Annotated in this window: 26 protein-coding genes and 1 tRNA gene; 10 read left to right on the top strand and 17 right to left on the bottom strand. The window is 58.6% G+C overall.

Annotated elements, in window-relative coordinates; genetic code table 11:
- Positions 1-35 precede the first annotated feature (35 nt).
- A complete protein-coding gene (locus tag AC061P_RS11190; protein WP_480391225.1) occupies positions 36-965 on the bottom strand; it encodes a phosphodiesterase in 930 nt (309 codons plus the stop codon).
- A 33-nt stretch (positions 966-998) separates the two neighbouring features.
- Between AC061P_RS11190 and AC061P_RS11185 the strand changes: the two genes are divergently transcribed.
- Together AC061P_RS11185 and AC061P_RS11180 are read left to right on the top strand one after the other, a co-directional pair.
- Positions 999-1190, top strand: a complete 192-nt coding sequence (locus tag AC061P_RS11185) for a hypothetical protein (RefSeq protein ID WP_449647355.1) — start codon at positions 999-1001, stop codon at positions 1188-1190.
- A gap of 29 nt (positions 1191-1219) precedes the next feature.
- Positions 1220-2050 carry a nuclease-related domain-containing protein gene (locus tag AC061P_RS11180; protein ID WP_480391224.1) on the top strand — a complete coding sequence of 277 codons (831 nt, stop codon included), beginning with the start codon at positions 1220-1222 and terminating at the stop codon, positions 2048-2050.
- 57 nt (positions 2051-2107) lie between these two features.
- Here the strand turns inward: AC061P_RS11180 and AC061P_RS11175 are convergent, their stop codons facing one another.
- On the bottom strand, positions 2108-2962 hold the full coding sequence (locus tag AC061P_RS11175; protein WP_449647353.1) for an NAD-dependent epimerase/dehydratase family protein: 855 nt from the start codon (positions 2960-2962) through the stop codon (positions 2108-2110).
- A 137-nt stretch (positions 2963-3099) separates the two neighbouring features.
- On the opposite strand from AC061P_RS11175, the gene AC061P_RS11170 reads away from it, so the two are divergent.
- Positions 3100-3441 (top strand): YciI family protein, encoded by a 342-nt coding sequence (locus AC061P_RS11170; RefSeq protein WP_449647352.1) that lies wholly within the window; start codon positions 3100-3102, stop codon positions 3439-3441.
- Positions 3442-3481: 40 nt separating this feature from the next.
- On the opposite strand, the gene AC061P_RS11165 is transcribed toward AC061P_RS11170, so the two are convergent.
- Both AC061P_RS11165 and AC061P_RS11160 read right to left on the bottom strand, forming a co-directional pair.
- Positions 3482-3958, bottom strand: coding sequence for a WapI family immunity protein (locus tag AC061P_RS11165; protein WP_449647351.1), 477 nt, complete (start codon positions 3956-3958; stop codon positions 3482-3484).
- 78 nt (positions 3959-4036) lie between these two features.
- A tRNA-Lys gene (locus tag AC061P_RS11160) sits at positions 4037-4109 on the bottom strand.
- Positions 4110-4134: 25 nt separating this feature from the next.
- Between AC061P_RS11160 and AC061P_RS11155 the strand changes: the two genes are divergently transcribed.
- Complete coding sequence (locus tag AC061P_RS11155) at positions 4135-4764, top strand: DNA-directed RNA polymerase subunit beta (protein ID WP_480391223.1); 630 nt, start codon at positions 4135-4137, stop codon at positions 4762-4764.
- A gap of 10 nt (positions 4765-4774) precedes the next feature.
- Here the strand turns inward: AC061P_RS11155 and AC061P_RS11150 are convergent, their stop codons facing one another.
- Genes AC061P_RS11150 through AC061P_RS11135 form a run of 4 tightly spaced genes read right to left on the bottom strand, consistent with a single transcriptional unit; the run spans position 4775 to position 8890 of the window.
- Positions 4775-5581 (bottom strand): ABC transporter permease, encoded by an 807-nt coding sequence (locus tag AC061P_RS11150; RefSeq protein WP_449647349.1) that lies wholly within the window; start codon positions 5579-5581, stop codon positions 4775-4777.
- Positions 5578-6495, bottom strand: a complete 918-nt coding sequence (locus tag AC061P_RS11145) for an ABC transporter permease (protein WP_449647348.1) — start codon at positions 6493-6495, stop codon at positions 5578-5580. The genes AC061P_RS11150 and AC061P_RS11145 overlap by 4 nt, the downstream gene beginning before the upstream one ends.
- A 2-nt stretch (positions 6496-6497) precedes the next feature.
- Positions 6498-7679, bottom strand: coding sequence for an ABC transporter ATP-binding protein (locus tag AC061P_RS11140; protein WP_480391222.1), 1182 nt, complete (start codon positions 7677-7679; stop codon positions 6498-6500).
- The gene (locus AC061P_RS11135) at positions 7679-8890 is read right to left on the bottom strand and encodes an ABC transporter substrate-binding protein (protein WP_449647347.1); all 1212 of its coding nucleotides are present in this window, start codon (positions 8888-8890) and stop codon (positions 7679-7681) included. The genes AC061P_RS11140 and AC061P_RS11135 overlap by 1 nt, the downstream gene beginning before the upstream one ends.
- 603 nt (positions 8891-9493) lie before the next feature.
- On the opposite strand from AC061P_RS11135, the gene AC061P_RS11130 reads away from it, so the two are divergent.
- Positions 9494-10102: a sigma-70 family RNA polymerase sigma factor gene (locus tag AC061P_RS11130; RefSeq protein ID WP_449647346.1), complete on the top strand. Its 609-nt coding sequence runs from the start codon at positions 9494-9496 to the stop codon at positions 10100-10102.
- Positions 10099-10971, top strand: coding sequence for an anti-sigma factor (locus AC061P_RS11125; protein WP_480391221.1), 873 nt, complete (start codon positions 10099-10101; stop codon positions 10969-10971). Before AC061P_RS11130 ends, AC061P_RS11125 begins: the two co-directional genes overlap by 4 nt.
- A 91-nt stretch (positions 10972-11062) precedes the next feature.
- Here the strand turns inward: AC061P_RS11125 and pstB are convergent, their stop codons facing one another.
- From pstB to AC061P_RS11085, 8 genes are all read right to left on the bottom strand, one after another.
- Positions 11063-11842, bottom strand: a complete 780-nt coding sequence (pstB, locus tag AC061P_RS11120) for a phosphate ABC transporter ATP-binding protein PstB (protein ID WP_449647344.1) — start codon at positions 11840-11842, stop codon at positions 11063-11065.
- Between the two features lie 19 nt (positions 11843-11861).
- On the bottom strand, positions 11862-12944 hold the full coding sequence (gene pstA / locus AC061P_RS11115) for a phosphate ABC transporter permease PstA (protein ID WP_449647343.1): 1083 nt from the start codon (positions 12942-12944) through the stop codon (positions 11862-11864).
- Positions 12944-13888, bottom strand: coding sequence for a phosphate ABC transporter permease subunit PstC (pstC, locus tag AC061P_RS11110; RefSeq protein WP_480391220.1), 945 nt, complete (start codon positions 13886-13888; stop codon positions 12944-12946). Before pstC ends, pstA begins: the two co-directional genes overlap by 1 nt.
- Before the next feature lie 155 nt (positions 13889-14043).
- Positions 14044-15138 (bottom strand): phosphate ABC transporter substrate-binding protein PstS, encoded by a 1095-nt coding sequence (locus AC061P_RS11105; protein WP_449647341.1) that lies wholly within the window; start codon positions 15136-15138, stop codon positions 14044-14046.
- 144 nt (positions 15139-15282) lie between these two features.
- On the bottom strand, positions 15283-16362 hold the full coding sequence (locus AC061P_RS11100) for a phosphate ABC transporter substrate-binding protein PstS (RefSeq protein ID WP_449647340.1): 1080 nt from the start codon (positions 16360-16362) through the stop codon (positions 15283-15285).
- Between the two features lie 111 nt (positions 16363-16473).
- A complete protein-coding gene (locus tag AC061P_RS11095) occupies positions 16474-17412 on the bottom strand; it encodes an NUDIX hydrolase (protein WP_449647339.1) in 939 nt (312 codons plus the stop codon).
- Positions 17409-19589: an RNA degradosome polyphosphate kinase gene (locus AC061P_RS11090; RefSeq protein WP_480391219.1), complete on the bottom strand. Its 2181-nt coding sequence runs from the start codon at positions 19587-19589 to the stop codon at positions 17409-17411. Before AC061P_RS11090 ends, AC061P_RS11095 begins: the two co-directional genes overlap by 4 nt.
- Before the next feature lie 79 nt (positions 19590-19668).
- Positions 19669-20430: a winged helix-turn-helix domain-containing protein gene (locus AC061P_RS11085; protein ID WP_480391218.1), complete on the bottom strand. Its 762-nt coding sequence runs from the start codon at positions 20428-20430 to the stop codon at positions 19669-19671.
- A 94-nt stretch (positions 20431-20524) separates the two neighbouring features.
- Here AC061P_RS11085 and AC061P_RS11080 point away from each other — a divergent pair, with 94 nt between their 5' ends.
- The 4 genes from AC061P_RS11080 (at position 20525) to AC061P_RS11065 (ending at position 23368) form a co-directional block, all read left to right on the top strand.
- Entirely contained in the window at positions 20525-20779 is a 255-nt protein-coding gene (locus AC061P_RS11080; RefSeq protein ID WP_449647336.1) for a hypothetical protein, read from the top strand.
- Positions 20780-20935: 156 nt separating this feature from the next.
- The gene (locus tag AC061P_RS11075) at positions 20936-21532 is read left to right on the top strand and encodes a heme-binding beta-barrel domain-containing protein (RefSeq protein WP_480391217.1); all 597 of its coding nucleotides are present in this window, start codon (positions 20936-20938) and stop codon (positions 21530-21532) included.
- Positions 21522-22589 carry a CAF17-like 4Fe-4S cluster assembly/insertion protein YgfZ gene (gene ygfZ, locus AC061P_RS11070; protein WP_480391216.1) on the top strand — a complete coding sequence of 356 codons (1068 nt, stop codon included), beginning with the start codon at positions 21522-21524 and terminating at the stop codon, positions 22587-22589. Before AC061P_RS11075 ends, ygfZ begins: the two co-directional genes overlap by 11 nt.
- Positions 22590-22624: 35 nt before the next feature.
- Complete coding sequence (locus AC061P_RS11065) at positions 22625-23368, top strand: phosphoglyceromutase (protein ID WP_449647333.1); 744 nt, start codon at positions 22625-22627, stop codon at positions 23366-23368.
- Positions 23369-23454: 86 nt separating this feature from the next.
- Here AC061P_RS11065 and phoU read toward each other — a convergent pair whose 3' ends face one another.
- Positions 23455-24108 carry a phosphate signaling complex protein PhoU gene (gene phoU / locus AC061P_RS11060; protein WP_449647332.1) on the bottom strand — a complete coding sequence of 218 codons (654 nt, stop codon included), beginning with the start codon at positions 24106-24108 and terminating at the stop codon, positions 23455-23457.
- Positions 24109-24204 lie beyond the last annotated feature (96 nt).

Below are 24204 nucleotides of genomic sequence, written 5' to 3'. Positions count from 1 at the left end.
GTGCCAGCGTGCGGCACGGGTGCGTGTGAGGTCCGCTAGGCAGAGACGGCAGCAGCGATGGCGACCGGTTTGATGTGCTCATTGACCGCCGGGCCAATGGTGATGTTCTCTTTCTCAAGAATCGCGGCAGTCTCGTCTGCTGTGACGTGTGAGAGGCTGCCGTAATCACCGAGTGGCACCACCGAGTGCATGACGGTGTCGTCATAGACGTGCACAAGGTTGAATGATTGGGCGCCATCGCGGCCGCGGGTCCCGCCCGTGGGCACGTTGAGGTCTTGCGTGTAGCAGGTAGCTGACGCGACCGACACGGGAATGCCCGCGAACATGGCTGTGGTCGAGTAGTGCAAGTGGCCAGCAATGATGCTGCGGATGTCGCTGCCGCGAATCACTGCGGCGAGTTCCTTTTGGGCACGAAGCTCAACGGTGACCGACAGATCCAGCACGGTGGGTACCGGCGGGTGGTGCATCGCGAGGATCGTTCCGTGGGGTGCCGGAGTGGCAAGCACATTGTGCAGCCACAGCAGTTGGGCATCCGTCACCTGGCCGTAGTGGTGGCCGATGACGGTGGAGTCGAGAGAGATGATGCGCAGCCCGTTTACGGTGATGACGCTGTCGATCGGGTCAGTGGTGGCGACATCGTCGAGCAGGGCGGTACTGAAGGTCGCGCGATCATCGTGGTTGCCCATCACCCAAACGACTTGCGCGCCAAGACGCTCAGCGGCAGGCTCAACAATGTCGCGTAGGGCGCGGTAGGCCTCCGCTTCGCCCTTGTCGGCGAGGTCACCAGTAAAGACGATTGCTTCGGGTCGAGAACCGGATGCTTCCAACTCAGCGAACAGCTGACGAAGCTTAGCTTCACTGTCGAGGATGTCGTAGAGTCGCCCATCGCCCGCCAAGAAGTGAGTGTCGCTGAGATGCAACACGAAATGGTCGGGTCGAGGGTATTGCGACACGTAGCCGGTCATAAAGGTAGTCCAACACTTGAACATGGATGCGAGGTGAACATCCTGCGGCAAGTTGCGGCCCGGTACAAGGGTTTCGGCAGGTCGCACCGCGGTTTGTGGCCCGGTTTGGGGGTCTCCGTGCGTGCTGGGGTACACGGTCTCGCTGTGGGAACGGCGGATGCTTCGGCTCGCGTAGCCCTTGTTGGGGGAGGCGTCAGCCCTCGCAAGCGAGATACTCTCGACTAGTGCGCTCGGGGAGCGTGCCTTGGGGAAGAATGACTGAAGAAGTTCACACTGTGCCGCTCGTTTCACCGCTCGAGGAGGCAGATGATTTGATCGATCGCCCGGCGGCGTACTCGGTTATCGAAGAACTGTTTCGCGTTCAGGCCACGATGGAGCCGCGCAGCACGCTTCGGCGAGTTTTTGGCACCCGACCCGTTCACGAGGATGCCCAGAGCTGGTTCGCCGGGGCGCTCGGGGAGCTGAAAGTCGGCGAGCTTCTTTCGCGACTTGGGCCGGAGTGGACTGTGTTGCATGCGGTCCCGGTGGGTACGGGCGCGAGCGATATTGATCACGTGGTCATCGGCCCGGCCGGAGTTTTCACGATCAACACCAAACGCCATCGGGGTAAAAAGATCTGGGTAGGGGAGCGGATGCTTATGGTGGCCGGTCAGAAAACGGACCACCTTCGTAACTCCCGCCACGAGGCTAAACGGGCAGCGAAGCTATTGACGCGAGCCACCGGATTTCCTGTTGATGTGTATCCGGTGTTGGCGATTGTCGAACCGGCATCGTTCACATTTCGGCAGCGTCCTGCAGACGTGACCATCATGGATGCCCGCCGATTGCCGCGTTGGCTGAAGCGCCGCAGGACCGTGCTCGATCCGGACGCGCTTGCGCGAATTATCGATGCAGCGACGGAAATTCGAACGTGGCACCCGACCGCAGACCTCTCGATCGATCCCACTTACCTCGATCGCTTCTTCGAGCTCGAGCGGAAAGACAACCAAGCCTACTTAGTCCGATTGGCGTGGTCACTCGGTATCGCTATCGCGGCAGGGGCCACCGCGATTTCATTCCTCACGTCGTTAACTGCTGGCTTCTGATTGCAGAGCAGCGTCCGCTTCTAGTGGTGCACGCCCGCGCGACTTGCGATCTCTGAGCTAGTCTCGCCAGCTATGCTGCGGCACCCAGCCGAGTAACCGCTCGGCCTTGGCGATCGACGTCAACGACGTGTTGACGCCGAGCTCGCCGCGGATCTCAACGTCAGGGAATACCTCGGCAACGAGCTCGGCGTTGGAACGCGTCATGACGGTGTCGCTCGCAAAGATATTGAAGACCTCGTAGCCGGGGCGGGAGGTTTCCAGCGCCAAACGGATGGCGTTGGCGCCGTCGCGGGCATCGATGTAGCCCCACAGGTTCCAGGACCGCTGCCGGGCATCCGCATCGAAGCTAGGGAACTTCTCGTAGTCGGCCGGGTTCATCACATTCGAAAAGCGCAGCGCTGTGATGCTCAGTGTGGGATCCCAGCGCACAAATTTTTGCGCCATCTGCTCTTCGAGGTGCTTGACCATCGAATAGGTCGACTCCGGACGAGTTTCGCACTCCTCATCGAGCGGGATATAGGGAGGGGGAGTCTCGAACGGCAAACCCAGTACTGTCTCACTCGACGCGTACGCAATTGTCTTGATGCCGAGGCGCTTGCACGCCTGAAATACGTTGAACGTTGCATTCATGTTGTTGTGGAAAGTGGCAGCGTCAGACCAGAGGCCGGGCGCGGGGATCGCACCGAGGTGAGCAACAGCATCCAGACCCTCGTGACGATCGTTGATGCCGGCGAGAGCATCCACTACCTGGCCGTAGTCGGTGAGGTCAACGTAGGTGAACTCGTTGCGGTCAGGGCCAGCCATATCGAGCACCGTCACTGTGTGGCCGGCAGCACGCAGACCGGCAACAGTGGCGCGGCCGAGCTTGCCGTTTCCGCCAGTGACAGCGATACGAAGGGGAGTGGATGACATGGTGGGCTCCTTTGCTTGGTGCGACTACACAACTTTCTCGGCAGCCACGAGCAACTCTAACTCGCGCTTTCGGTCGGATGCTGAGCGGCGTACGCTCGGCTCACAGCACACGCCAGACCATGCGAAGGAGCCGCGCAATGACGAAATTTCTGATCTCTTTTCCCAGCGAGGCAATGATCGTCTCCGATGACGACTTGCCCCAAGTGGCGGATGACGCGCGAGCGGTCGTTCAAGAGGCAAAGGACGCCGGCGTCTACGTTTTCGGCGGTGGTATCAATGAGGATGTCGCAGCGGTCAGCGTGACTGGTGGCGGCGAAGTGCGCGCTGAGCTCTATCCGCAGTCGAAGAACCTCAAGGGAGGGTTCACCGTGCTCGAACTGGCAAGCCGCGACGACGCCGTCGCGTGGGCGGCAAAAATTGCGACCGCCTGCCGGTGCGCTCAAGAGCTACGGGAATTTCAGTACGATCCGATGTCGTGAACGAGGTTGTTTCAATCTCGGGTGTATCTCGCTGCAACAGCTACGAACGCGACGGAAACTCCGCGAGTTCCGACGCCCACGCTGCAACCGCGCGCTTAAGCTCACTCGGCGAGAGTGTGAGGTCCATAAAGAATTCCATGTCGCTCGTCACGCTCGGAGGTTGTGACTCAAGCCAGAGGAACACGCGCAGCACGACGGCAGAGGGGGCGAAGCTCACGAGGCCGAATCCGAGGTTTGGTTCGACGTGAGAAATGGTGGGCTCTAGCGCGCTTGCGCCGACTAGCTCGATCGGCGCAACAAGCCCGTTAGCGGCACGCGTAAACCACGTGCCCAGGTTGCGTGCCTCATCCACGAGCAAGCAGGGCTCGAGAAAGTTCCACTCCTCGGAACCCCAACGCGCGCGCCCGTCGATCAGCAGCCAGTTGGCGTCGTAAGGATCAACACGTACGTCCTCGAACTGGTACGCCATCGGCTCGATGCTGAGATAGTTCGTTCCGTCGGCGTCCCACAATTCCATGCTCAGGAGCCTAATCGCGGCATGCTCTCGAGGACGGAGAACAATCGCAACACGCTGCCTCGAAGGCGAAGAAAAATGTGGGCCCGCCGGGACTCGAACCCGGGACCCGCGGATTAAAAGTCCGATGCTCTACCAACTGAGCTACAGGCCCTACATGTTAAGCGTACCGTGAGGTTATGGCAGAAAATTTCCATAAGCCCACGCAGTACTCGACAGATAAGTTTGACACATTTGAGGGCGGACAAGATCCCGCCCAAATAATGCGCGCAGCCCACGATACAGCCCACGCGATGGTTGATGGTGCACGCGACACGGATGATCCTGCCGTGCTCGACCGAATTATCGCCTACACCGACGAACATGGCATCGATGCGCTCGCCGAGTTGTGGTCTCGCTCAAGCCCCGGCAGTCTCCCTGGCGCTCTTTGGCGTATCTACCTCTTGCGGGCCGTCATCCAGCAGGATGCTGTGGGAACGAGCCTTCTCTTTCAGCGCGGCATTGACACGCTCCCCACCATTGATGCTGCTGTAACTGGCGCAGTGAATCCCACAGGGCCGAAAGAGATTAAAGACTTAGCCGACCAAATCTTGCGCGGAGTCTTTCGCGGAGATTTTGGTGTTGCTCTCGATCGGGCTGCATCCTTCAGCCGCATTTTGGCATCCGGGGCCGGCAGCATCGCAGATGACCAAGAATTACTGAACCCTGAACGCGCAAGCGAGCTCACGACTCGGGCCCACCGCTACTCGCTCACAGCGGAGGAGTTCGCGACCTGCGCCAAACTGTTTCGGGCAGCAACCCTCGACTAGCTTGCGAGACCTAGTTCATCTTGGCGAGACGTTTGGCGCGGGCAGCGCCAGACACCTGCACGGTCACCACAATGACCAGCGCCAGAATGAACACGGCTGAAGCAACGACATTTGCCTCAGCGGGAATGCCTCGAGCCGCTGAAACCCAGATGTACTTCGGGAACGTGGTCACATTGCCTGAGTTGAAGTTCGTGATGATGAAGTCATCGAATGACAACGCGAACGACAGCAAGGCTGCAGCAAGGATTCCGGGAAGTAACAACGGGAACGTGATGCGCATAAATACTTGAAGCGCTGACCCGTAAAGGTCTCGACCGGCCTCTTCAAGAGCCGGATCCAAGGTTGCGACGCGGGCCTTCACGGCAACCACCACAAAGCTGATGCTGAACATCGTGTGGGCGAGGATGATCGTCGTCATGTCCTTGGGAACACCGATCGACAGAAACTGCGCCGCGAGTCCCGCGCCCAGTACGACCTCTGGCGTAGCCATCGGCAGAAAGAGGAATAAGCTCAACTGCGAGCGGAACTTGAACCGGTAACGCACCATCGCGATGGCGATCATCGTGCCGAGCGTGGTTGCCACCACCGTCGACACCACCGCGATGAAGATGCTGTTGCCGAAGGCCTCACAAACAGCACCATTCTGCACATTGCAGACGTTGAGCCATTTGTCGAAGGTGAAACCACGCCACGTGATGTTCGATTTCAGTGAATCGTTGAAGCTATAGACGAAGGTGTAGCCGATCGGAATCATCAAAATCAGCAGCGCAAGCGCTGTGTAAACGGGGAGTACCCATTTGCCGATGGAGAGTTTCACAGAAGCTCCTCCGTTCCGGATTTCTTCACATAGATGCTGACGATTACCAGAATTGCTGTCATCAGAATGATGGAGAGAGCTGCTCCCGCGGGGTAGTTCTGCAGCACCAGAAAGTTCGCCTCGATCACATTGCCGATCATCTGGGTGCCGGTGCCACCAAGAAACTCTCGACTCGCGTTAATGTAGTCGCCCGCGGCCGGGATGAACGTCAGCAAGGTTCCCGCCACGATGCCTGGCATGGAGAGCGGAATAGTTACCTTGCGAAATACGTGGAATGGGCTGGCGTAAAGATCACTACCAGCTTCGAGGTAGCGCACATCGAGCCTCTCCAGCGTCGTGTACAGCGGCAGTGTCATGAACGGGATGAAATTATAGGTGAGGCCGAAAATTACCGAGAATGCGGTTCCGGTGACGTGGGCGTCTGGCGCAAGCAGCGACATGGCTTTGAGGGACGTTACGAGGAATGACTCGTCGGAGAAAAGCTGCTTCCAAGCTAGGGTACGCAGCAGAAAGCTGATAAAAAATGGCGCGATAATCAACACCAGAGCGAGGCTCTGCAACAGAGGCCAGCGCCTAGCTTTAACTCCAATAAAGTACGCCAGCGGGTAGCTGATAATCAGAGCGAAGAACGTGGCGGTTATTGCATAGCCGAACGAACGAATAATGTGCGGCCAGTAAGTGGTGACGACGTCAACGTAGTTCTCCCAGCGGAATGCGTAACTAAATTCACCGAAGTCGCCGAACTCTGCCGGCGCTTTTAACGACGTCAGCAAAAGCGATAACAGTGGCGTCAGAAAGAAGAGAACAAGATAGAGGATGCCGGGGAGCAGGAGTAGCAGCGCTATCGGGCTCTTCTTGCGAGAAGTATCAGCTGCGGCGGGAGCAGTCGATGAAGAGAACGCCGCGAAAGCCATCGCTATGCGCCTTCTAGTCGGTGCTGCGCAGCGATCGTGCGAGTGTCGAGATCGGGGGCGAATCGCGGCGCATCCGCCGGTTCGTCATCGAGACCGAAACCGTGGCCGATGGCCCAACTGACCCACACCTTGTCGTCTTCCCGAACATCCGAACCGAATGTTGTGTTCTGCGCGAAAACGATGAGGTTGCCCGCGCCCGGAATATCGACCAAGTATTGCGTGCTCACACCGCTGAACGAGACATCAATCACTCGACCGGGGCCCATCACATTAACATCGGCGTTGTGGGCGGGTTCTCTGCTGTGCAGCGTCAACTTCTCGGGGCGAACACCGATCGTGATCTCGCCCGTGGTGCGATGCGCGCGGTCGATGGGCACGATGACCGTCTGCCCAGCTACGTCGACCGAGAGACTGGTGCTGGTTGTGCCGACGACAGGGCCAGTGAACAGATTCGACTGGCCAAGAAAGTTTGCGACAAACGAAGTTCTCGGCAGTTCATAGAGCTCCTGCGGGGCGCCCATTTGCTCAATACGACCCTTGTTCATCACCGCGATAGTGTCGGCCATCGTCATAGCCTCCTCCTGATCGTGAGTGACATGCAGGAAGGTGAGGCCGACATCCTCTTGAATAGTTTTGAGTTCGAGTTGCATCTGGCGACGCAGTTTGAGGTCGAGAGCACCCAGCGGTTCATCAAGAAGAAGCAACGCCGGACGGTTGACGATAGCGCGAGCCAGCGCAACCCGCTGCTGCTGCCCACCCGAAAGTTGCTGGGGTCGGCGACTCGCTAGATGATCAAGTTCCACGAGACGTAGTACCTCGTGCGCCTTGTCCAGCGGGTCAGTCATCTTGCGGCGACGCAGCCCGAAAGCGACGTTCTCCAACACGGTCATATGCGGGAACAGGGCATAGCTTTGAAACACGGTGTTGACCGGGCGTTGGAACGACTTCTGGTTGGTCACATCTTTGCCACCGATAAGGATTCGACCAGCGCTCGGGGCCTCAAGACCGGCCACGAGCCGCAAAGTTGTCGTCTTGCCGCAACCGGATGGGCCGAGCAGGGCAAAGAATGACCCGGCGGGGATAGTCAGATTGAGGTCGTCGATTGCGGTAAAGCCAGGGAAGCGTTTGTGAATCCCCACCAATTCAAGGTCTGCACCGCTCTCGGCGAAAGTATCTATCCCCATCACGCTGCGCCGAGGAGCACGCTCTGGAATGCGGTGTTGTACTTCTGTTCTTCTGAGTTATCGAGCCCGCGGAACACAAAAGCCTTCGAAAGCGTTTCCTCATCCGGGAAAATGAGATTGTTGTTAGCAAGTTCAGGATCAATGGCTGCTGCTGCTTCTTTAGCACCGACTACAGGAGTGATGTAGTTCACGTACGCTGCGACTTCCGCTGCGACTGCGGGGTCGTAGTAGTAGTTGATCATCTCTTCGACGTTTGACTTCGCGCCACTACCGATCGGCACCATGAAATTGTCGTTCCACAGGGTTCCGCCAGCATCAGGAACGATGAAGTCCCACTTGTCACCGTTTTCGGCATTCAGCTGAACAATGTCACCCGACCACACGATCGCGGCGAGCGTGTCCTCGTTGACGAGATCCTCTTTGTAGGCGTTGCCCTTAATATTGCGAATCTGACCGTCAGACACCTGCTTTGTAAACTCATCGATTGCGGCGTTGAACTCCTCATCGCCCCACTTTCCAGAGATATCAACACCCTGATCGAGCATGATCAGGCCCATCGTGTCGCGCATCTCGGATAACACACCGACGCGACCCTTAAGCTCAGGTTTCCAGAGGTCCTGAACGGATTTGATCCCGTTGGGCAGTTGTTCCTTGTTCCACGCGATGCCGGCGAAACCGCCCTGCCAAGGCACGCTGTGTTCGCGGCCGGGATCGAAGTCGACGTCCTGCAGTGACGGTATGAGGTTGGCCACATTCGGCATATTCGCGCGGTCGAGCTTCTGGGTGTAGCCAAAGCGGATTAACCGAGCGACCATCCAGTCGGTAAGACAGACAGCATCTGCCCCAATGTCTTTGCCGAGTGAGAGTTGGTCTTTCACCTTGGCGTAGTAGGTGTTGTTGTCGTCGACCGCTTCGGTGTATTCGACATTGATGCCGGTCTGGGCTTCAAAGGCTTCGATCGTGGGATAGCCGCCAGCGTCATCGACGTCTACATACAGCGCCCAGTTGTCCCAGCGAATCTTCTTGTTAGTGGCACTCGTGTCGGGAGCTGCGGTGAGTTCCTCAGATCCGGTCGAACAGGCCGCGAGGGCGAGACCGGTCGCGCCGACAGCGGCGCCAGAAAGCAAAGTGCGTCGATTCATAGTGGAATTCTGCGCACGGCGAACCAGCTCACGAATCATAGGGTCGGCGGGTAGCGGCTTGGGCTTCATCAGAGGTTCTCCTAGCATTCTCGACACTCACGCGGTCGGTCCCGCTACGCTGCGGGGATGACTGATAGTTGCACAAATGGCCCGTAAAATCACTAAAAAATGCTGAAAACGTTGGTATTGCAATCTATTTGTCACGGAATCCGCACAAGCCGGAAACAAGCATGCGGCTACCTCAGCGCTAAGACCTCGTTCCGGGCGGCGGTGAGACGCGCCGCACGGCTTGGCGGATAGCGTGATTATCGCCAAAATCTGTCGCGGGCTGAGAGCGCACACAGGAAGCACTTTGCTAAACTTTATCTGCCGGGCCACAGTAACCCCGGGCTCCAATATTAGCCGCTTAGAGCGGCCTCGCGTCGTGAGGCGTTTTCTGTGGCTCGGCTTTTTCGCGCCCCGAGACAGTTCTTCGCCGCCACTAGGCACTCCGGCTGCCTAATTGCGGCCAGCGCTCATCCAGTTTCTGCACCGACCAATCCACTTGGCAGAGGGCGCCGAATCACTCACCAGTGAAAGCAATCAACGAAAACCATCGTTGATTGCGCATCCACTGCCTGAAATTTCGCGCTGAACCTATCAAACTGCGATGAAGGAGCAGAGGAACCTGTCATGCTGGTAGTTATGTCTCGTGAAGCTGATGTCAGCGCGTTTCCTGAAGACCCGGGAGCTTCTGTCTCGACCCCGCAAGACTTGCTCGAGCGTGTTGCCACTGGTGACCAAGCCGCATTTAGTGAGCTCTACGACCAGCTGGCCCCCCGAGTCTTTGGACTCGTCAAGAGGCTCCTGCGCGACCACTCGCAGTCTGAAGAAGTGACGCAAGAAATTTTCTTGGAGATTTGGCAAACCGCAACCCGATTCGATTCGAATAAGGGCGCAGCGGTGAGCTGGATTCTCACGATGGCTCACCGCCGAACTGTTGACCGTGTGCGTGCATCGCAGTCGTCCCGCGACCGTGACGTTCGCATCGGCATCCGTGATCACAACCCGGACTACGATCACGTCTCAGAAACCATAGAAGTCCGACTCGAACACGAAAGGGTAGAGAAGGCCATGTCCCGACTGACTGAACTCCAGCGCCAAGCTGTTTCCCTTGCGTATTACGGCGGCTATAGCCACAGTGAGGTGGCGACCATGCTTAGGGTTCCTGTCGGCACAGTCAAAACCCGACTACGTGATGGAATGATCCGCTTGCGCGACGAAATGGGGGTGGCATCATGAACGACCGCAACGACGATCTCGCGGCCCAGTCTGGCGCCTACGCCCTCAACGCGCTGAGCCCAGAAGAGCGCGAAGCCTTCGAGAAGCACCTCGCTGCTTCCGACGAAACCCGCACCGAAACTACAGAACTCTCGGACACCGCAGTGGCTCTCGGCATGGCTATCGACCCTGTTACGCCGCCTCCTGCCCTCAAGTCGAGTCTCATGGCAATGATTGCCCAGACGTCGCAGCTGCCTCGTGAGATCGACACGGTGGATGCCGCAGCGGATACTTCTGCGCCGGTCACGCCGCTAGCATCCGTTGCCACCGTCGCGGCGCCAGCCACTACTGACGCTGACGTGATGGGCGCGATGCCTTCGGCAACTCGCGCTGAGACTAAAGCTCAGGCACGGTGGTTCACACGGCCAGCAACGGCTCTAGCGGCCGTTGCTGCCGCCGTCGCGCTTATCGTTGCCGGGGGTGTTGTTGCGGACTCCATCAATCGCGGAACCCTCCAAGAAACGAGCTTTGCGGCCCAACAGGCTGACCAGCTTGCCGCTATCAATGCGGCGAGTGATTCGCAACGTCTGGTTTCTACGGTCACCGGTGGGGCTACTGCCACTTTTGTGTGGTCGAAAGAGCTCGCGTTGTCGGCAGTCATCGTAGATGGCCTAGAGACGCTCCCTGCTGACCAGGTGTACGAACTCTGGTACATCGACAGTGTTGGTGCCCGTCCGGCTGGCCTCATGGATGCTGCCGAAAGCGGGACAACGTGGCGTGTTCTTGACGGCGAGATGGCTCCCGGCGATGTCGTCGGTGTGACGATCGAGCCCAAGGGCGGATCGGATGCCCCGACTACCCAGCCCATCGTCGTCTTCGAGAGCGCGTAGCAACCACCACCTTTTGCGTCAACGCGAAAAGCCCCCGGCCATCAGGCGCGGGGGCTTTTTCTGCGAAGCGAACTTGCGGTCAGGCGGCTCCTTAGCCGAACTTGCCCGAGACGTAATCTTCAGTCGACTGGATGCTGGGGTTCGAAAAGATCGTGGTGGTGTCGTCGTATTCGATGAGCTTGCCTGGGTGGCCAGTTCCCGCGATGTTGAAGAAAGCGGTGCGGTCGGAGACGCGTGATGCCTGTTGCATGTTGTGCGTCACGATCACGATCGTGTAATCCTGTTTGAGTTCTTCGATGAGGTCCTCAATGGCCAGGGTGGAGATGGGGTCGAGGGCCGAGCACGGCTCATCCATCAGAACAACATCGGGCTTCACTGCGATAGCGCGAGCGATGCAAAGTCGCTGCTGCTGTCCACCCGAGAGTGACGAACCGGGCTTGTCTAGTCGCTCTTTGACTTCCTGCCACAGGTTCGCGCCGATCAGTGATTGTTCGGCGAGGTCATCAGCGTCGCTCTTGCTGATGCGGGTGTTGTTGAGCTTGACACCGGCAAGCACGTTGTCGCGAATCGACATCGTGGGGAAGGGGTTGGGGCGCTGGAATACCATGCCAACTTGACGGCGCACGCTTACCGGGTCGACGCCAGGGGCATAGAGGTTGTTGCCATCGATCAGCACTTCACCGTCAACGTAGGCGCCAGGAATAACCTCGTGCATTCGGTTTAGGGTGCGCAGAAAGGTGGACTTGCCGCAACCGGATGGGCCGATCAGGGCGGTCACGGTGCGGGGCTCGATCGTGAGCGAGACCCCTTCCACAGCGCGAAACTTGCTGTAGTAGACGTCGAGATCATTGACTTCGATGCGCTTAGACACGAATTAGGGTTTCCTTCGGTTATCGACCGGTCTTGGGGGCGAAGATCTTGGCGATGATGCGTGCCAGGAGGTTGAGTGCCATCACGATCAGGATGAGGGTGAGCGCTCCGGCCCACGCCCGATCGATGTAGGCCTGGGCGTCTGTACCCTGCGAAATGTAGGAACTGTAGACGAATACGGGCAGGCTCTGCATGCGGTCGCTGAATAGTGAGTAGTTGAAGTTGTTGGTGAAGCCCGCAGCAATCAGAAGCGGTGCGGTTTCGCCGATCACGCGGGCGATGGAGAGCATCACACCGGTCGTAATTCCCGCAATGGATGTCGGCAGCACAACTTTCATGACCGTCAACCACTTAGGGACACCGAGTGCAAAAGCGGCTTCGCGCAGTTCGTTGGGAACAAGTCGCAGCATTTCTTCGCTCGAGCGCACGACGACTGGGATCATGAGCACAGAGAGGGCAACGGCTCCGGCTATTCCGACGCGAACTCCAGGGCCGAAGAACAACACGATGAGCGAGTAGGCGAAGAGACCGGCAACGATCGAGGGGATGCCAGTCATGACATCCACGAAGAAGGTAATGGCTTGCGCGAGGCGGCCACGACCGTACTCGACGAGGTAGATGGAGGCCATCAGGCCGATCGGCACGGAGATGATTGTTGCGGCGAGGGTCATCTGTAGGGTGCCGATGATGGCGTGGAGTGCACCGCCACCTTCACCAACAACGTTACGCAACGAGAGCGTGAAGAAGTCGATGTCGAACCGCGCCGAACCGTTCACGACAACGGTGAAGATTAGCGAAATCAGCGGCAACAGTGCGATGACGAAGGCGAGCGTCACGAGGGTGGTTACGAGCCGGTCGGTCGCGCGACGGTGGCCTTCTACGAGTCGTGAGACGGTGGTGAGCACAATCGCGTAGAGCAGCACACCGAAGAGCAGGGCACCAACGATGTTGAATTCGCTCGCAGGTTGTCCGGCTTGCACAAACATGAAGATGATGACGAAGGTGGCGAGGCTGCTGATGAGCATCACTATGGGTGCCCAGCGGGGTAGCTGGCCTGCAGAATAGGCGTTCTCAATGGGGCGCGCTGGCGTTGTTGTGGTCATCAGTTCGCTCCCGAGAATTCCTTGCGGCGGTTGACGATGTAGCGCGCGATTGTGTTGACGATCAGGGTAATAGCGAAGAGGATGAGGCCGGTTGCGATGAGCACGTTGACGTTGAGACCGTAGGCCTCAGGAAAGCTCAGCGCGATGTTGGCGGCAATCGTTGAGGGGTTGATGGAGCTGATCACATCGAACGTGATCACGTTCGATGCCGAGAGCACCATGGCGACAGCCATTGTTTCGCCGAGTGCGCGGCCGAGACCGAGCATGGCACCAGAGACGATGCCGGCGCGGCCGAAGGGGAGTACCGCTACTTTGATCATTTCCCAGCGCGTGGCACCGAGGGCGAGCGCCGCTTCTTCATGCAGCACTGGAGTTTGCAGGAAGACTTCGCGGCAGATTGCGGTGATGATCGGCAACACCATGACGGCGAGCACGATTGATGCGGTGAGGAGGGTGCGGCCCGTTCCTGAGGCGGGCCCAGCGAAGAGGGGGATCCAGCTGAAGTTTTCGGCGAGCCACGCGTAAAACGGCTGAACTCCGACGGCAAGAACGTTGGCACCCCACAGGCCGAAAACCACTGAGGGTACTGCGGCAAGCAAGTCGATGATGTAGCCGAGGGTTGCCGCGAGCGGGCGGGGCGCATAGTGCGAGATGAACAGCGCGATGCCGATTGCGATGGGAACAGCCATGATCAGCGCAAGGGCAGCAGACCACAGGGTTCCGAAGACTAAGGGGCCAACGTAGGCCCAGAAGTTGGTGCCCTCAAGCAGGGTGGTTTCTTCGGGGTCAGCGACAATACCCGGGATTCCCTGAATTACGAGGAAGGCAGCGACGGCTGCGAGGATCGCGAGGATGAGCGCGCCAGCGGTGAGTGAGGTGCCCGAGAAGAGGCGATCTCCTGGGCGCTGCTTCGCGCGGATACGAGCGGCCGCGGTCGAGGTCATGTGTCGAGTATCCCTTATCCCTGGCTTGGTGTGCTGCGTTGTGACTGGTTGGTGCTGGATCATGCTGGTTTCTGGGCGGCATAACTACACCGCCCAGAGGAAAGTCTGCCCGACCCCGCTGCCAGTAGCAACGGGGTCGAAGCAGACTCAGAGTGTTACTTGATTGCGTCTACCGCAGCCTGTGCTTTTTCAAACAAGCTGGCGGAGATTGGGGCCGAGCCAGCAGCGTCTGCTGCGGTGCTCTGTCCCTCGTCGCTGATGATGTAGGACAGGTAGCCCTTGACCAGGTCGACGCTGTCGCTCGAGGTGTATTCGTTGCACGCGATCAGGTAGCTAATGAGGACTACCGGGTAGACACCAGAGGCGTCGGATGCGCGGTCGAGGTTTACAGCGAGGTCAGTGTCTCCACGACCTTCTGCGAACGGCGAGGCGTCAACGATTGCTGCTGCCGCTTCTGGCGAGTACGGAACGTACTCGTCGCCAACCTTGACGGCAACGGTTCCCAGGTCTCCGGCGCGCGATGCGTCGGCGTAGCCGATGGTTCCGGTTCCGTTGGTTACTGCGTCAACGAGCCCTGAGGTCTGAGGTGCACCCTCGCCACCGAACTCGGTTGGCCAGGTCTCGATCGAACCGACGGTCCAGACCGAGGGAGCAGCAGCCGACAGGTAGTCGGTGAAGTTCGCGGTCGTTCCCGAGTCGTCTGCACGGTGCACGGCGGTGATGCCGAGGTCGGGCAGCTCTACGCCGTCATTCTGCGAAACGATTGCTGCATCGTTCCAGTTGGTGATCGAGCCGTTGAAGATGCCGGCGATCGTGTCAGCGTCGAGGTTGAGCGAGTCAACACCGTCGAGGTTGAAGATGATCGCAATGGGCGAGATGTAGGCAGGGATCTCAAGGATGCCGGTGCCGGGTACGCAGGATGCGAAGTTGTCTTCGGAGATTTCCTCGTCCTTGAATGCACGGTCGGATCCAGCGAATTGGCTTCCGCCACCGATGAACGTGTCGCGTCCACCGCCGGAACCGATGGGGTCGTACTCAACAGTGACGTTCTGGTTTGCCGTCTGGAAGCCAGCAACCCAGGCCTCTTGGGCTGACTGCTGCGACGATGCGCCGGCGCCAACGAGGGTGCCGGTGAGGTCTGATGCGGTTCCTTCATCGGTGCCGCTGTCTGTTGCAGCTGCACATGAGGAGAGGAGGATGGTTCCTGCGATAGCAATGGCACCGATGGTGCCAAGACGCTTGAAGTTCACAGTTTTCCCTTCGGGATGTTGATTACAGGTTTCAGGTCGGTGCGACCCAAATAGAAAACCTAAGCAGCGCAAGTGACCACCATTACCTTGTTAGGTAAACAGCAGGTAAACGCGGCTTCAACACGAAACCGAAACGCTGGGTTGCTAGCTGATTGCTGCCACCGCAGCGTTGGCCTTATCGAAGAGTCGTTGCGAGATCGGTGCCGAACCTGCACCGGCTGCTGCTGCTTGCTGACCTTCTGGGCTTATGACGTATTCGAGGTAGCCCCGAATGACATCAACGTCTTCATCGTTGATGTATTCGTTGCAGGCGATCAGGTAGCTGATGAGCACGACAGGATAGACGCCGGCAGCAGTGGATGCTCGATCAATTTCTACCGCGAAGTCGGTGGCACCACGGCCTTCGCCGAATGGCGAGACGTCAACGATGGCTGCTGCGGCTTCGGGGGAATAGGGCACGTACTCGTCGCCAACCTTGACGGCAACGGTTCCGAGGTCTCCGGCGCGTGAGGCGTCGGCGTAGCCGATCGTTCCGGTTCCATTGGTGACGGCATCCACGACACCGGATGTCTGCGGTGCGGCTTCTCCACCGAACTCAAGTGGCCACTTTTCGATCGATCCAACCTCCCAAGTGTCTGGTGCTGCTTCGGCCAGATAGCTTGTGAAGTTCGCTGTCGTGCCAGAGTCGTCGGCGCGGTGAACCGCCGTGATCCGCTGGTTCGGTAGCTCAGCGTTCGGGTTTTGGTTGGCGATTGCCGGGTCATCCCAGCGATCAATTTCTTGCGTGAAGATAGCGGCGATCGTGGCCGCGTCAAGGTCGAGAGATTCGACACCATCGAGGTTGAAGATGATGGCAATTGGCGAGATATAGGCAGGAATTTCGAGGATGCCCGTGCCGGGAACACACGAAACGAACTCTTCTTCTTCAATTTCATCGATCGTGAATGCGCGATCGGAGGCAGCAAATACGGCGCCACCACCAACGAAGGTGTCTCGCCCGCCACCCGAGCCAATGGGGTCATATTCGATCGTGGCGTGCACATTGGCGAGCTGGAATCCGCGAACCCACGCCTCTTGCGCCGACTGCTGTGAGGAAGCTCCAGCCCCGATGATGGTGCCAGACAGCTCCGATGGGTCGATAGATGCAGCGGGAACGCACGCGGTAAGCGTGAGTGCACTGGCCATCGCGATGATGCTGGCGGTACCGAGGCGGCTGAACTTCACAGGGGTCCCTTCAAGAAACTGGCGTGCACGCCATTCTCTCGCGAATTGGGATCGAATTTACCGTCAGTTCACCTGACTTGGTGTTCTCGCCTCGAAATTAGGGTGTGAGCGTCAGGATTGGTGGGTTTCTACGGCTACGAGCCGCAGCTTTTTGCTATCTCGAGCAAAGTGCAGCACTGAGAAGTCGCCAGTGCTCAGCATGGCGGCGGCGCGCAGTCCCGCATCCGGTTTCGTATTTGAGGCATTGGCTAGTGCACTGACAATTTGCGGCAGCACGGGCCCGTGGCTGCACAGCACCGTAGTCTGCTGCTTCTTGAGCCGCTTGTCGACGAGAGCCGTGACGGCCTGTCCGTTGCCAGCGTAGGAATCCTGGCTGAGGTCGTCTGTGGACTTGATCGCAAGTTCGGTGCGTTCGGCAAGCGGAGTAATCGTCGCGAGACACCGGGCCGCTGTGCTGCTCAGGATGCGTTCCGGGGCGAAGGCCGCGATTCCACCAGCGATGATGGCGGCCTGATCGATTCCGCGGTGCATGAGCGGGCGGGTGGCATCCGGCCCGTCCCAGGTCTCTCCGGGCACGGCTTTACCGTGGCGAACCGCAATCATCGCGAACGTGCGCGCACTACCCGCTTCATAGCGGGCGGCAAAGCGATCGAGCACATCCACATCGTGGGTGTAGCTGACCTTCTTGCGGGCCTTCGAGAGCGATAGCCATTCGAGTGACGAGATCTCGTCGTTCGCGGTGAACTTGGCGCGTTCAAGGTCGTGGTCGTTCACTTCGGCCGACCAATAGTGCACGTACTTGTCGCGTCCGTTGCCGAGCTTGTAGTGAACGTGACCGAGGGGTGCACCCAGATCTACGCGAAGGCCGGTCTCTTCAAAAATTTCGCGAACCGCAGTCTCAGGCAGCGTCTCACCGGGATCAAGCTTGCCTTTGGGTAGCGAAACATCTTTGTGCACCGTGCGGTGCACGAGCAGCACACGGGGCTTACCGTCGACTACTCGCCAGCACACAATGCCTGCGGCGAGGACTGGTGTTGTCGCCGCGGTCACCGGCGAGCTCCGCCTCGTTTGCGCTGCGTGATTCGCTTCATAAGAACATTCTGTAGGTCGTTGAGGGGTTCACCGTTCTCCGACCGGCCGTGACGCACCCAATTTCCTTCAGAATCGAGCCACCATGATGCCGTTGTTTCGTCGACAGCGAGGTCAAAGATGTCTTCGAGTTCTACGATGTGTTCTGGCTCAACGATGCGCACCAGCGCTTCGACGCGGCGGTCGAGGTTGCGGTGCATCATGTCTGAACTGCCAATGTAGACCTGTGGATCACCGGCGTTATGGAACAAGAAAACGCGCGAGTGCTCAAGGTAGCGCCCCAATACTGAACGCACTCGAATGTTCTCGCTGAGCCCGGGAACGCCGGCGCGAAGCGAGCAAATGCCGCGCACGACGATATCGATCGGAACCCCGGCATTACTTGCCCGGTAGAGAGCGTCGATGATCGCTTCATCCACCATCGAATTCAGCTTGATTCGGATGCCAGACGGCAGTCCAGCTCGTGCGTTCGACGCTTCGGCCTCAATTTGCTTGATCAGTCCCTTGCGCAAGTGACGGGGGGCTACGAGTAAACGCTTGAACTTCTTCTCGATCGCGTAGCCGGATAGCTCGTTGAAGAGTCTCGTGAGGTCTTTGCCGACTTGATCATCGGCAGTCAGTAGCCCGAGGTCTTCATAGAGGCGGCTGGTTTTGGGGTTGTAGTTTCCGGTTCCGATGTGGGCGTAGTGGCGCAGTTTGCCTTCTTCTTGGCGCACGACAAGCGCGAGCTTGCAGTGCGTCTTGAGGCCCACGAGCCCATAAACAACGTGCACTCCCGCTTTTTCAAGCTTGCGTGCCCACGAGATGTTGGCGGTCTCATCGAAGCGTGCTTTGATCTCGACAAGAGCGAGAACAGCTTTGCCTGCTTCGGCGGCATCAATCAGTGCTTCAACGATCGGGCTATCACCGCTCGTGCGATACAGCGTCTGCTTGATGGCCAGAACATCAGGATCGGCTGCCGCTTGCTCCAAGAATGCTTGAACACTCGTGGAGAACGACTCATAGGGGTGGTGAAGCAGGATGTCCTTGCGAGCGATCGCACGGAAAATGTCTGCGCTCTCGTTGCCCTCCGTCGGCATCAGGCTTGGGCTCGTAATGGGCACATGGCGTGGATACTTCAACGCAGGGCGGTCGATACGGGTCAGCTGGAAGAGGCCGCTCAGGTTCAAGGGCGCTGGCAGTCGATACACCTCTTGCTCGGTGATCTTGAGCTCGCGCACGAGCAGACCAAGCGTGACGTCATCCATGTCGTCGGTAATTTCCAGGCGAATGGGCGGGCCAAAGCGACGATTCAAAATCTGCTTCTCGAGCGACTTGATGAGGTTCTCTGACTCGTCTTCGTCAACGTTCACGTCTTCGTTGCGCGTCACCCGAAATTCGTGGTGCGCCAAAATCTCCATGCCAGGGAATAGCGCGCCCAAGTGGTTGGAGATCAAATCTTCAAGAGGGATGTAACGCAGCTGATCGCTGCCGTCATCCGGCAATTGAATAAAGCGCGGCAGAACGCTTGGAACTTTCAGGCGTGCGAATTCTTCTTTTTGCGTCTTGGGATTCCGTACCCGGATAGACAGGTTCAGAGAGAGCCCGGAAATGTAGGGGAAGGGATGCGCGGGGTCGACAGCCAGCGGCATAAGCACGGGGAAAATCTGGTTGGAGAAGATCTCGTGAACGCGCTCGCGATCTTCTGGGTCCAGATCGGCCCACGTTTCGATATGAATGCCCTCGGCATCGAGTGCAGGCTTCACGCTAGTGAGAAATTCGGCGGCGTGACGTTCTTGCAGTGCGTGCGCGGCGAGGCTGAGTTCGTCGAGCACCTCGACGGGAGCGCGACCCGTATTTGTGGGAACGGCAAGCCCCGTCACGATGCGGCGTTTGAGGCCAGCAACCCGAACCATGAAGAACTCGTCAAGATTGCTCGCGAAGATGGCTAAGAAGTTAGCGCGCTCGAGCAGGGGCAGGGTTTCGTCTTCTGCCAGTTCGAGCACGCGCTGGTTGAACGCGAGCCAGCTCAGTTCGCGATCTAGGTAGCGCTCGGGGATCAGTGTGCCGTCGTCGACGCTCGACGATTCGTCGTCATCGTATTCGTCGAGCGAATCGGTAGCAGAGCTTGGGTCGGCTATCGCACTGTCGTTTTCCATTGGATCATCCTGCCACGCAGTCGTGAACAACTGATTAACTCGCCGCCCGTGTTCCTCAGTCTGCCGGAGCGCGCAGGCCCTAGACGGCGATCGAGTGCTGTTCGCTGGTTTCCACCGTTGCGTCTGAAGCGTCGCTCGCCACTGTTGTTACCGCTGCAGCGACCGTGTTGGTCGGCTTCTCGGTTTCTTCAGCAATGTTGAAGCAATAGCCGACATTCCGTACGGTGCCGATGAGCGATTCGAGGTCGCCGAGCTTGGCGCGCAAGCGACGCACGTGCACATCAACTGTTCGGGTTCCTCCGAAGTAGTCGTAGCCCCAGACTTCGCTCAAGAGCTGTTCACGAGTGAAGACGTGCGAGGGGTGCGAGGCGAGAAAACGCAGAAGCTCGAACTCTTTGAAAGTGAGGTCGAGGGAGCGGTCTTTGGCTTTGGCCGAGTAACTGGCCTCGTCAATGACGATTCCGGATGCTCGGATCTTTGATGCCGAACTCTCTCCTTCTCGGCGGGCCATTGCCAGACGGATGCGCGCATCCACTTCAGCTGGTCCAGCGCCGACAACGAAAAGGTCATCGATGTGCCACTGGCTGTTGACGGCGGCAATGCCACCATCAGTTACGACAACGAACAACGGGCAGGCGATTCCGCCGGAGTACAACACGTTGCAGAGGCCTTTGGCGGCGGCAAGATTGGTGGTCGCGTCGACGATAATCACATCAGTTGTCGGAGCAGCGACGAGAGTTGCGGGCGCAGCGACTACTACTTCGACCGTATGGCTGAGCAAACCCAGGGCGGGTAATGGTTCAGCATCGGGCGCAGAGCTAAGCATCAAGATGTGTGCCATATATGGCCTCCCCACTGCGTAAAAAGTATTCTACCCACCGATCTACCTGCCGCTGAACGCGTGGCGATCAGCGCGAGCTAGATACGATAGAGGTATGAGTTGGCTAAAGTGGAGCGTAGTTCCGGTGTGGGTATTGAGCCTTACCGGTGCGATCATCATCGGCGCTGTTGCGGCGCCACACATGCGGATCACTTGGTTGGCAATCACTCTGGCCGGTGCCGTTGTGCTGACGTTTGTGATTCAGATCGCCATTCAGCGCAAAGAACGTTTCGTTGCCCGGGCAACGGCCAGCATGGTCGGCGCGCTGGCAATAGTCGCCGCCGCTACAGCGATTTTCGCCCTCATTTAGTGCGGATGCGCTGCACAGAGATAGGATTAGTACATGCTTCTCGCACTTGAGCTCTTCTTCGTCGGCCTTCTCGGTCTCGCGACGCTGTCGATCGGCTACGTGTCGGTCGTCGTGGTCTACAACCTGTTTCGCGGCCAGCGCTAACCGCGCCGAATTGTGATCGAGCTAGACACCTCCGGCACAGCCGAACTTGCCCCACTTTCCTGGCTTATTGGCCTGTGGGAGGGCACTGGTGTCGTCGATTACGCTATTGGGGATGAGACGCGCAGCGTCGAGTTTGGCCAGCGCATCAGCTTTACGCAGGATGGCCTTCCCCATCTCAACTACAACTCGTACACGTGGCTGCTCGATGAGAATCACACTCCCTTCGTAACCGAAACCGGTTACTGGCGATTGCGTCGCGGTGCGACAGACGGTGATCCGGGCCCGGGTCTTCTCCCCGCAGTCGGCGCGCAGCCGTTCACAACAGCTGAGCAAGTCGAAACCTTGCGCACCCCGACAGGCGGCTTCGAGATCGAAGTGTCGATCGTGCATCCCAGCGGCATTAGCGAGATTTATATTGGCGAAGTCGCTGGTCCGCGCATCGATTTGGCGACAGATGCGGTCATGCGAACCGAGAGCGCCAAGGAATACACGGCAGCGACGCGCCTCTATGGGCTCGTGGATGCTCACCTACTATGGGCGTGGGATATCGCAGCCCACGGTCAAGACCTTCGCAACCACGCATCAGGACGGCTCACTCGTGTCGAATAGTACTTTCACTTCCCGGCCCGGTGCTGTGGGAGAACCACCTGAGCACTATGGCAATCCGTTTGGCGAGCAGCGTGCGCTCGCCGCTGGTGAGTCTGTTGTCGAGTTAGCCGATCGCGCCGTTATCACGATCACCGGTCCAGACCGGCTGACTTGGCTCGATTCCCTCACTACTCAATCTCTCACCGGCCTTGCCGCGGGGGAGAGTGCCGAAACACTGCTACTGAACCCCAACGGCCGCATCGAACACGCTATGCGGGTCGTCGATGATTCGGAAACTCTGTGGTTACTCGTCGACGGGTCTGAAGGTGAAGCACTCGCCAAGTGGCTCGACCGTATGCGTTTCATGCTTCGTGTCGAGATCGCCGACCGCAGCGCTGACTTTATGACCATCGGAAGTTTCGGCGACCTCGCCATTCCCGTTGCGGAGTCGAATGGCATCAGCTTGGTGTGGAACGACCCGTGGGCGAGCGTTTCCCGTGGAGGGCACCAATACTCTCGGGCCGAGAATCATCCTGCAGCCCAGTGGAACTACCGCGAATCCCTCGTTGCCGCCGGCACCGATTTGGGCCAGTTCGCTGCCGCCGGTTCTCTCGCATTGGAAGCCCTGCGCATCGCCGCCTGGCGACCACGATTCAGCACAGACGTCGACGAGCGCAGCATTCCGCACGAACTTGATTGGATGCGCTCTGCAGTGCACCTCAATAAGGGGTGCTATCGGGGCCAAGAGACCGTCGCCAAGGTGCACAATCTTGGTCATCCTCCTCGCCGCCTTGTCATGCTGCACCTCGACGGTTCAGAGGGTGCGTTGCCCGAAGCTGGCGCCGATGTCATGCTTGGCGAGAAGACTGTAGGCACCGTCACCGCAGCTGCCCGCCACTTTGAGCTCGGACCCATTGCACTCGCCACGATCAAACGGGGAGTGGATGCCGCAGAAACGCTCGCTGTAGCCTCCGACGTCGGCGAAATTTCGGCAGCGCAAGAAGTAATCGTGCCTTCTGACGCTGGAGCCGAAGCCAACGTTCCGCGCCTTCCCCGCCTCGGAGCGGTCAAGCGCTAGCAGCGGCATCCCTCGATTCTCGGTACGCTTGACGCATGACTCACACCCTGATTTTGTTGCGCCACGGCAACTCCGAATGGAACCAGAAGAACCTTTTCACCGGATGGGTGGATGTCGGGCTCACCGATCAAGGTCGAGGCGAAGCTAACCGCGCCGGCGAAATGATTGCCGCGTTCGACAAGCAGCCAGACGTGCTCTACACATCGCTGTTGAAGCGAGCGATCCACACCGCAAACATTGCCCTTGAGGTTGCAGACCTCGACTGGCTTCCCGTTAAGCGCTCATGGCGACTCAACGAGCGCCACTACGGCGCGCTTCAGGGCAAAGACAAAGCCCAGACCCTTGAAGAGTTTGGCGAAGAAAAGTTCATGACCTGGCGCCGCAGCTTTGACGTACCGCCACCCGAGCTCGCAGACGACGCTGAATACAGCCAAGTGCACGAGCGTCGCTACGAGGGCATCGATGGTGAGGTTCCTCGCACCGAAAGCCTCAAGATCGTTATCGACCGCATGCTGCCCTACTGGGAATCCGACATCACCAAGGATCTCGCAGCAGGCAAGACAGTGCTCGTTACCGCCCACGGCAACTCGCTGCGCGCGCTAGTGAAGCACCTCGACGGCATCTCGGATGACGACATCGCTAGCCTCAACATTCCCACCGGAATTCCGTTGGTTTACGAACTCGACGACAACTTCATGCCAATCAAACCCGCCTACTATCTCGACCCGGAGGCGGCGGCTGCCGGAGCGGCAGCTGTTGCGTCGCAGGGCAAGAAGTAGCCAAGTAATTCACTGCCACTAGCTCCAACGCAAGAAGCCCCGACGAGATCGAATCTCGTCGGGGCTTCTAGCGTTGTGAGGCGACGTTAGTCGTCTGTCGGCACCCAGTCGCCTGTGGCGAGGTACTGCACCTTTTTGGCAATCGAGACCGCGTGGTCTGCGAAACGCTCGTGGTAACGCGAAGCCAGAGTGGCATCAACGGTATCGACCGCTGCGCCCTTCCAGGTCTCGCCGAGCACCTTGTCGAACACGCTCAAGTGCAGAGCGTCGATCTTGTCGTCGTCATTGCGAATCTCTTCGGCAATGCGCACATCTTCATGCTTGAGCAGCTCGACGAGTTTTTTGGCAACCGCAACGTCGAGTGCACCGAGTTCGGCGAATGTGCCACGCAAAGACTTGGGCACCACCTTGTCGGGGAATCGGTACCGCGCTAGCTGAGCGATGTGCTCGGCCATGTCACCCATGCGCTCAAGTGATGCGCTGATGCGCAAAGCGCTCACCACAATTCTCAAGTCGCGGGCGACTGGTTGTTGACGAGCGAGGATGTTAATCGCCAGCTCGTCGAGTTCTGCCGCTGCAACATCAATTTCATCGTCATCTGCGATCACCGTTTCGGCGAGTGAGACATCTGATTCATTAAATGCTTTAGTGGCGTTCTCAATTGAGACCGCCACCAGGCTGGCAATTTCGACAAGGCGGTCTTGCACCTCGCGTAGTTCTTGCTGAAATACTTCGCGCACGCTATCTACGTCCCTTCGATACGGGCATGACGAAGCCCGCACGGCTTAGGCCACCCTGCCCGCGTTAGGTTAACAACAGGTGTTGGCGGCCTGAAC

Source organism: Rhodoglobus sp. G.S.4, assembly GCF_056619605.1.
The sequence above is the reverse complement of the archived record's forward strand: the minus strand, read 5'-3'. Positions and strand labels throughout refer to the sequence as shown.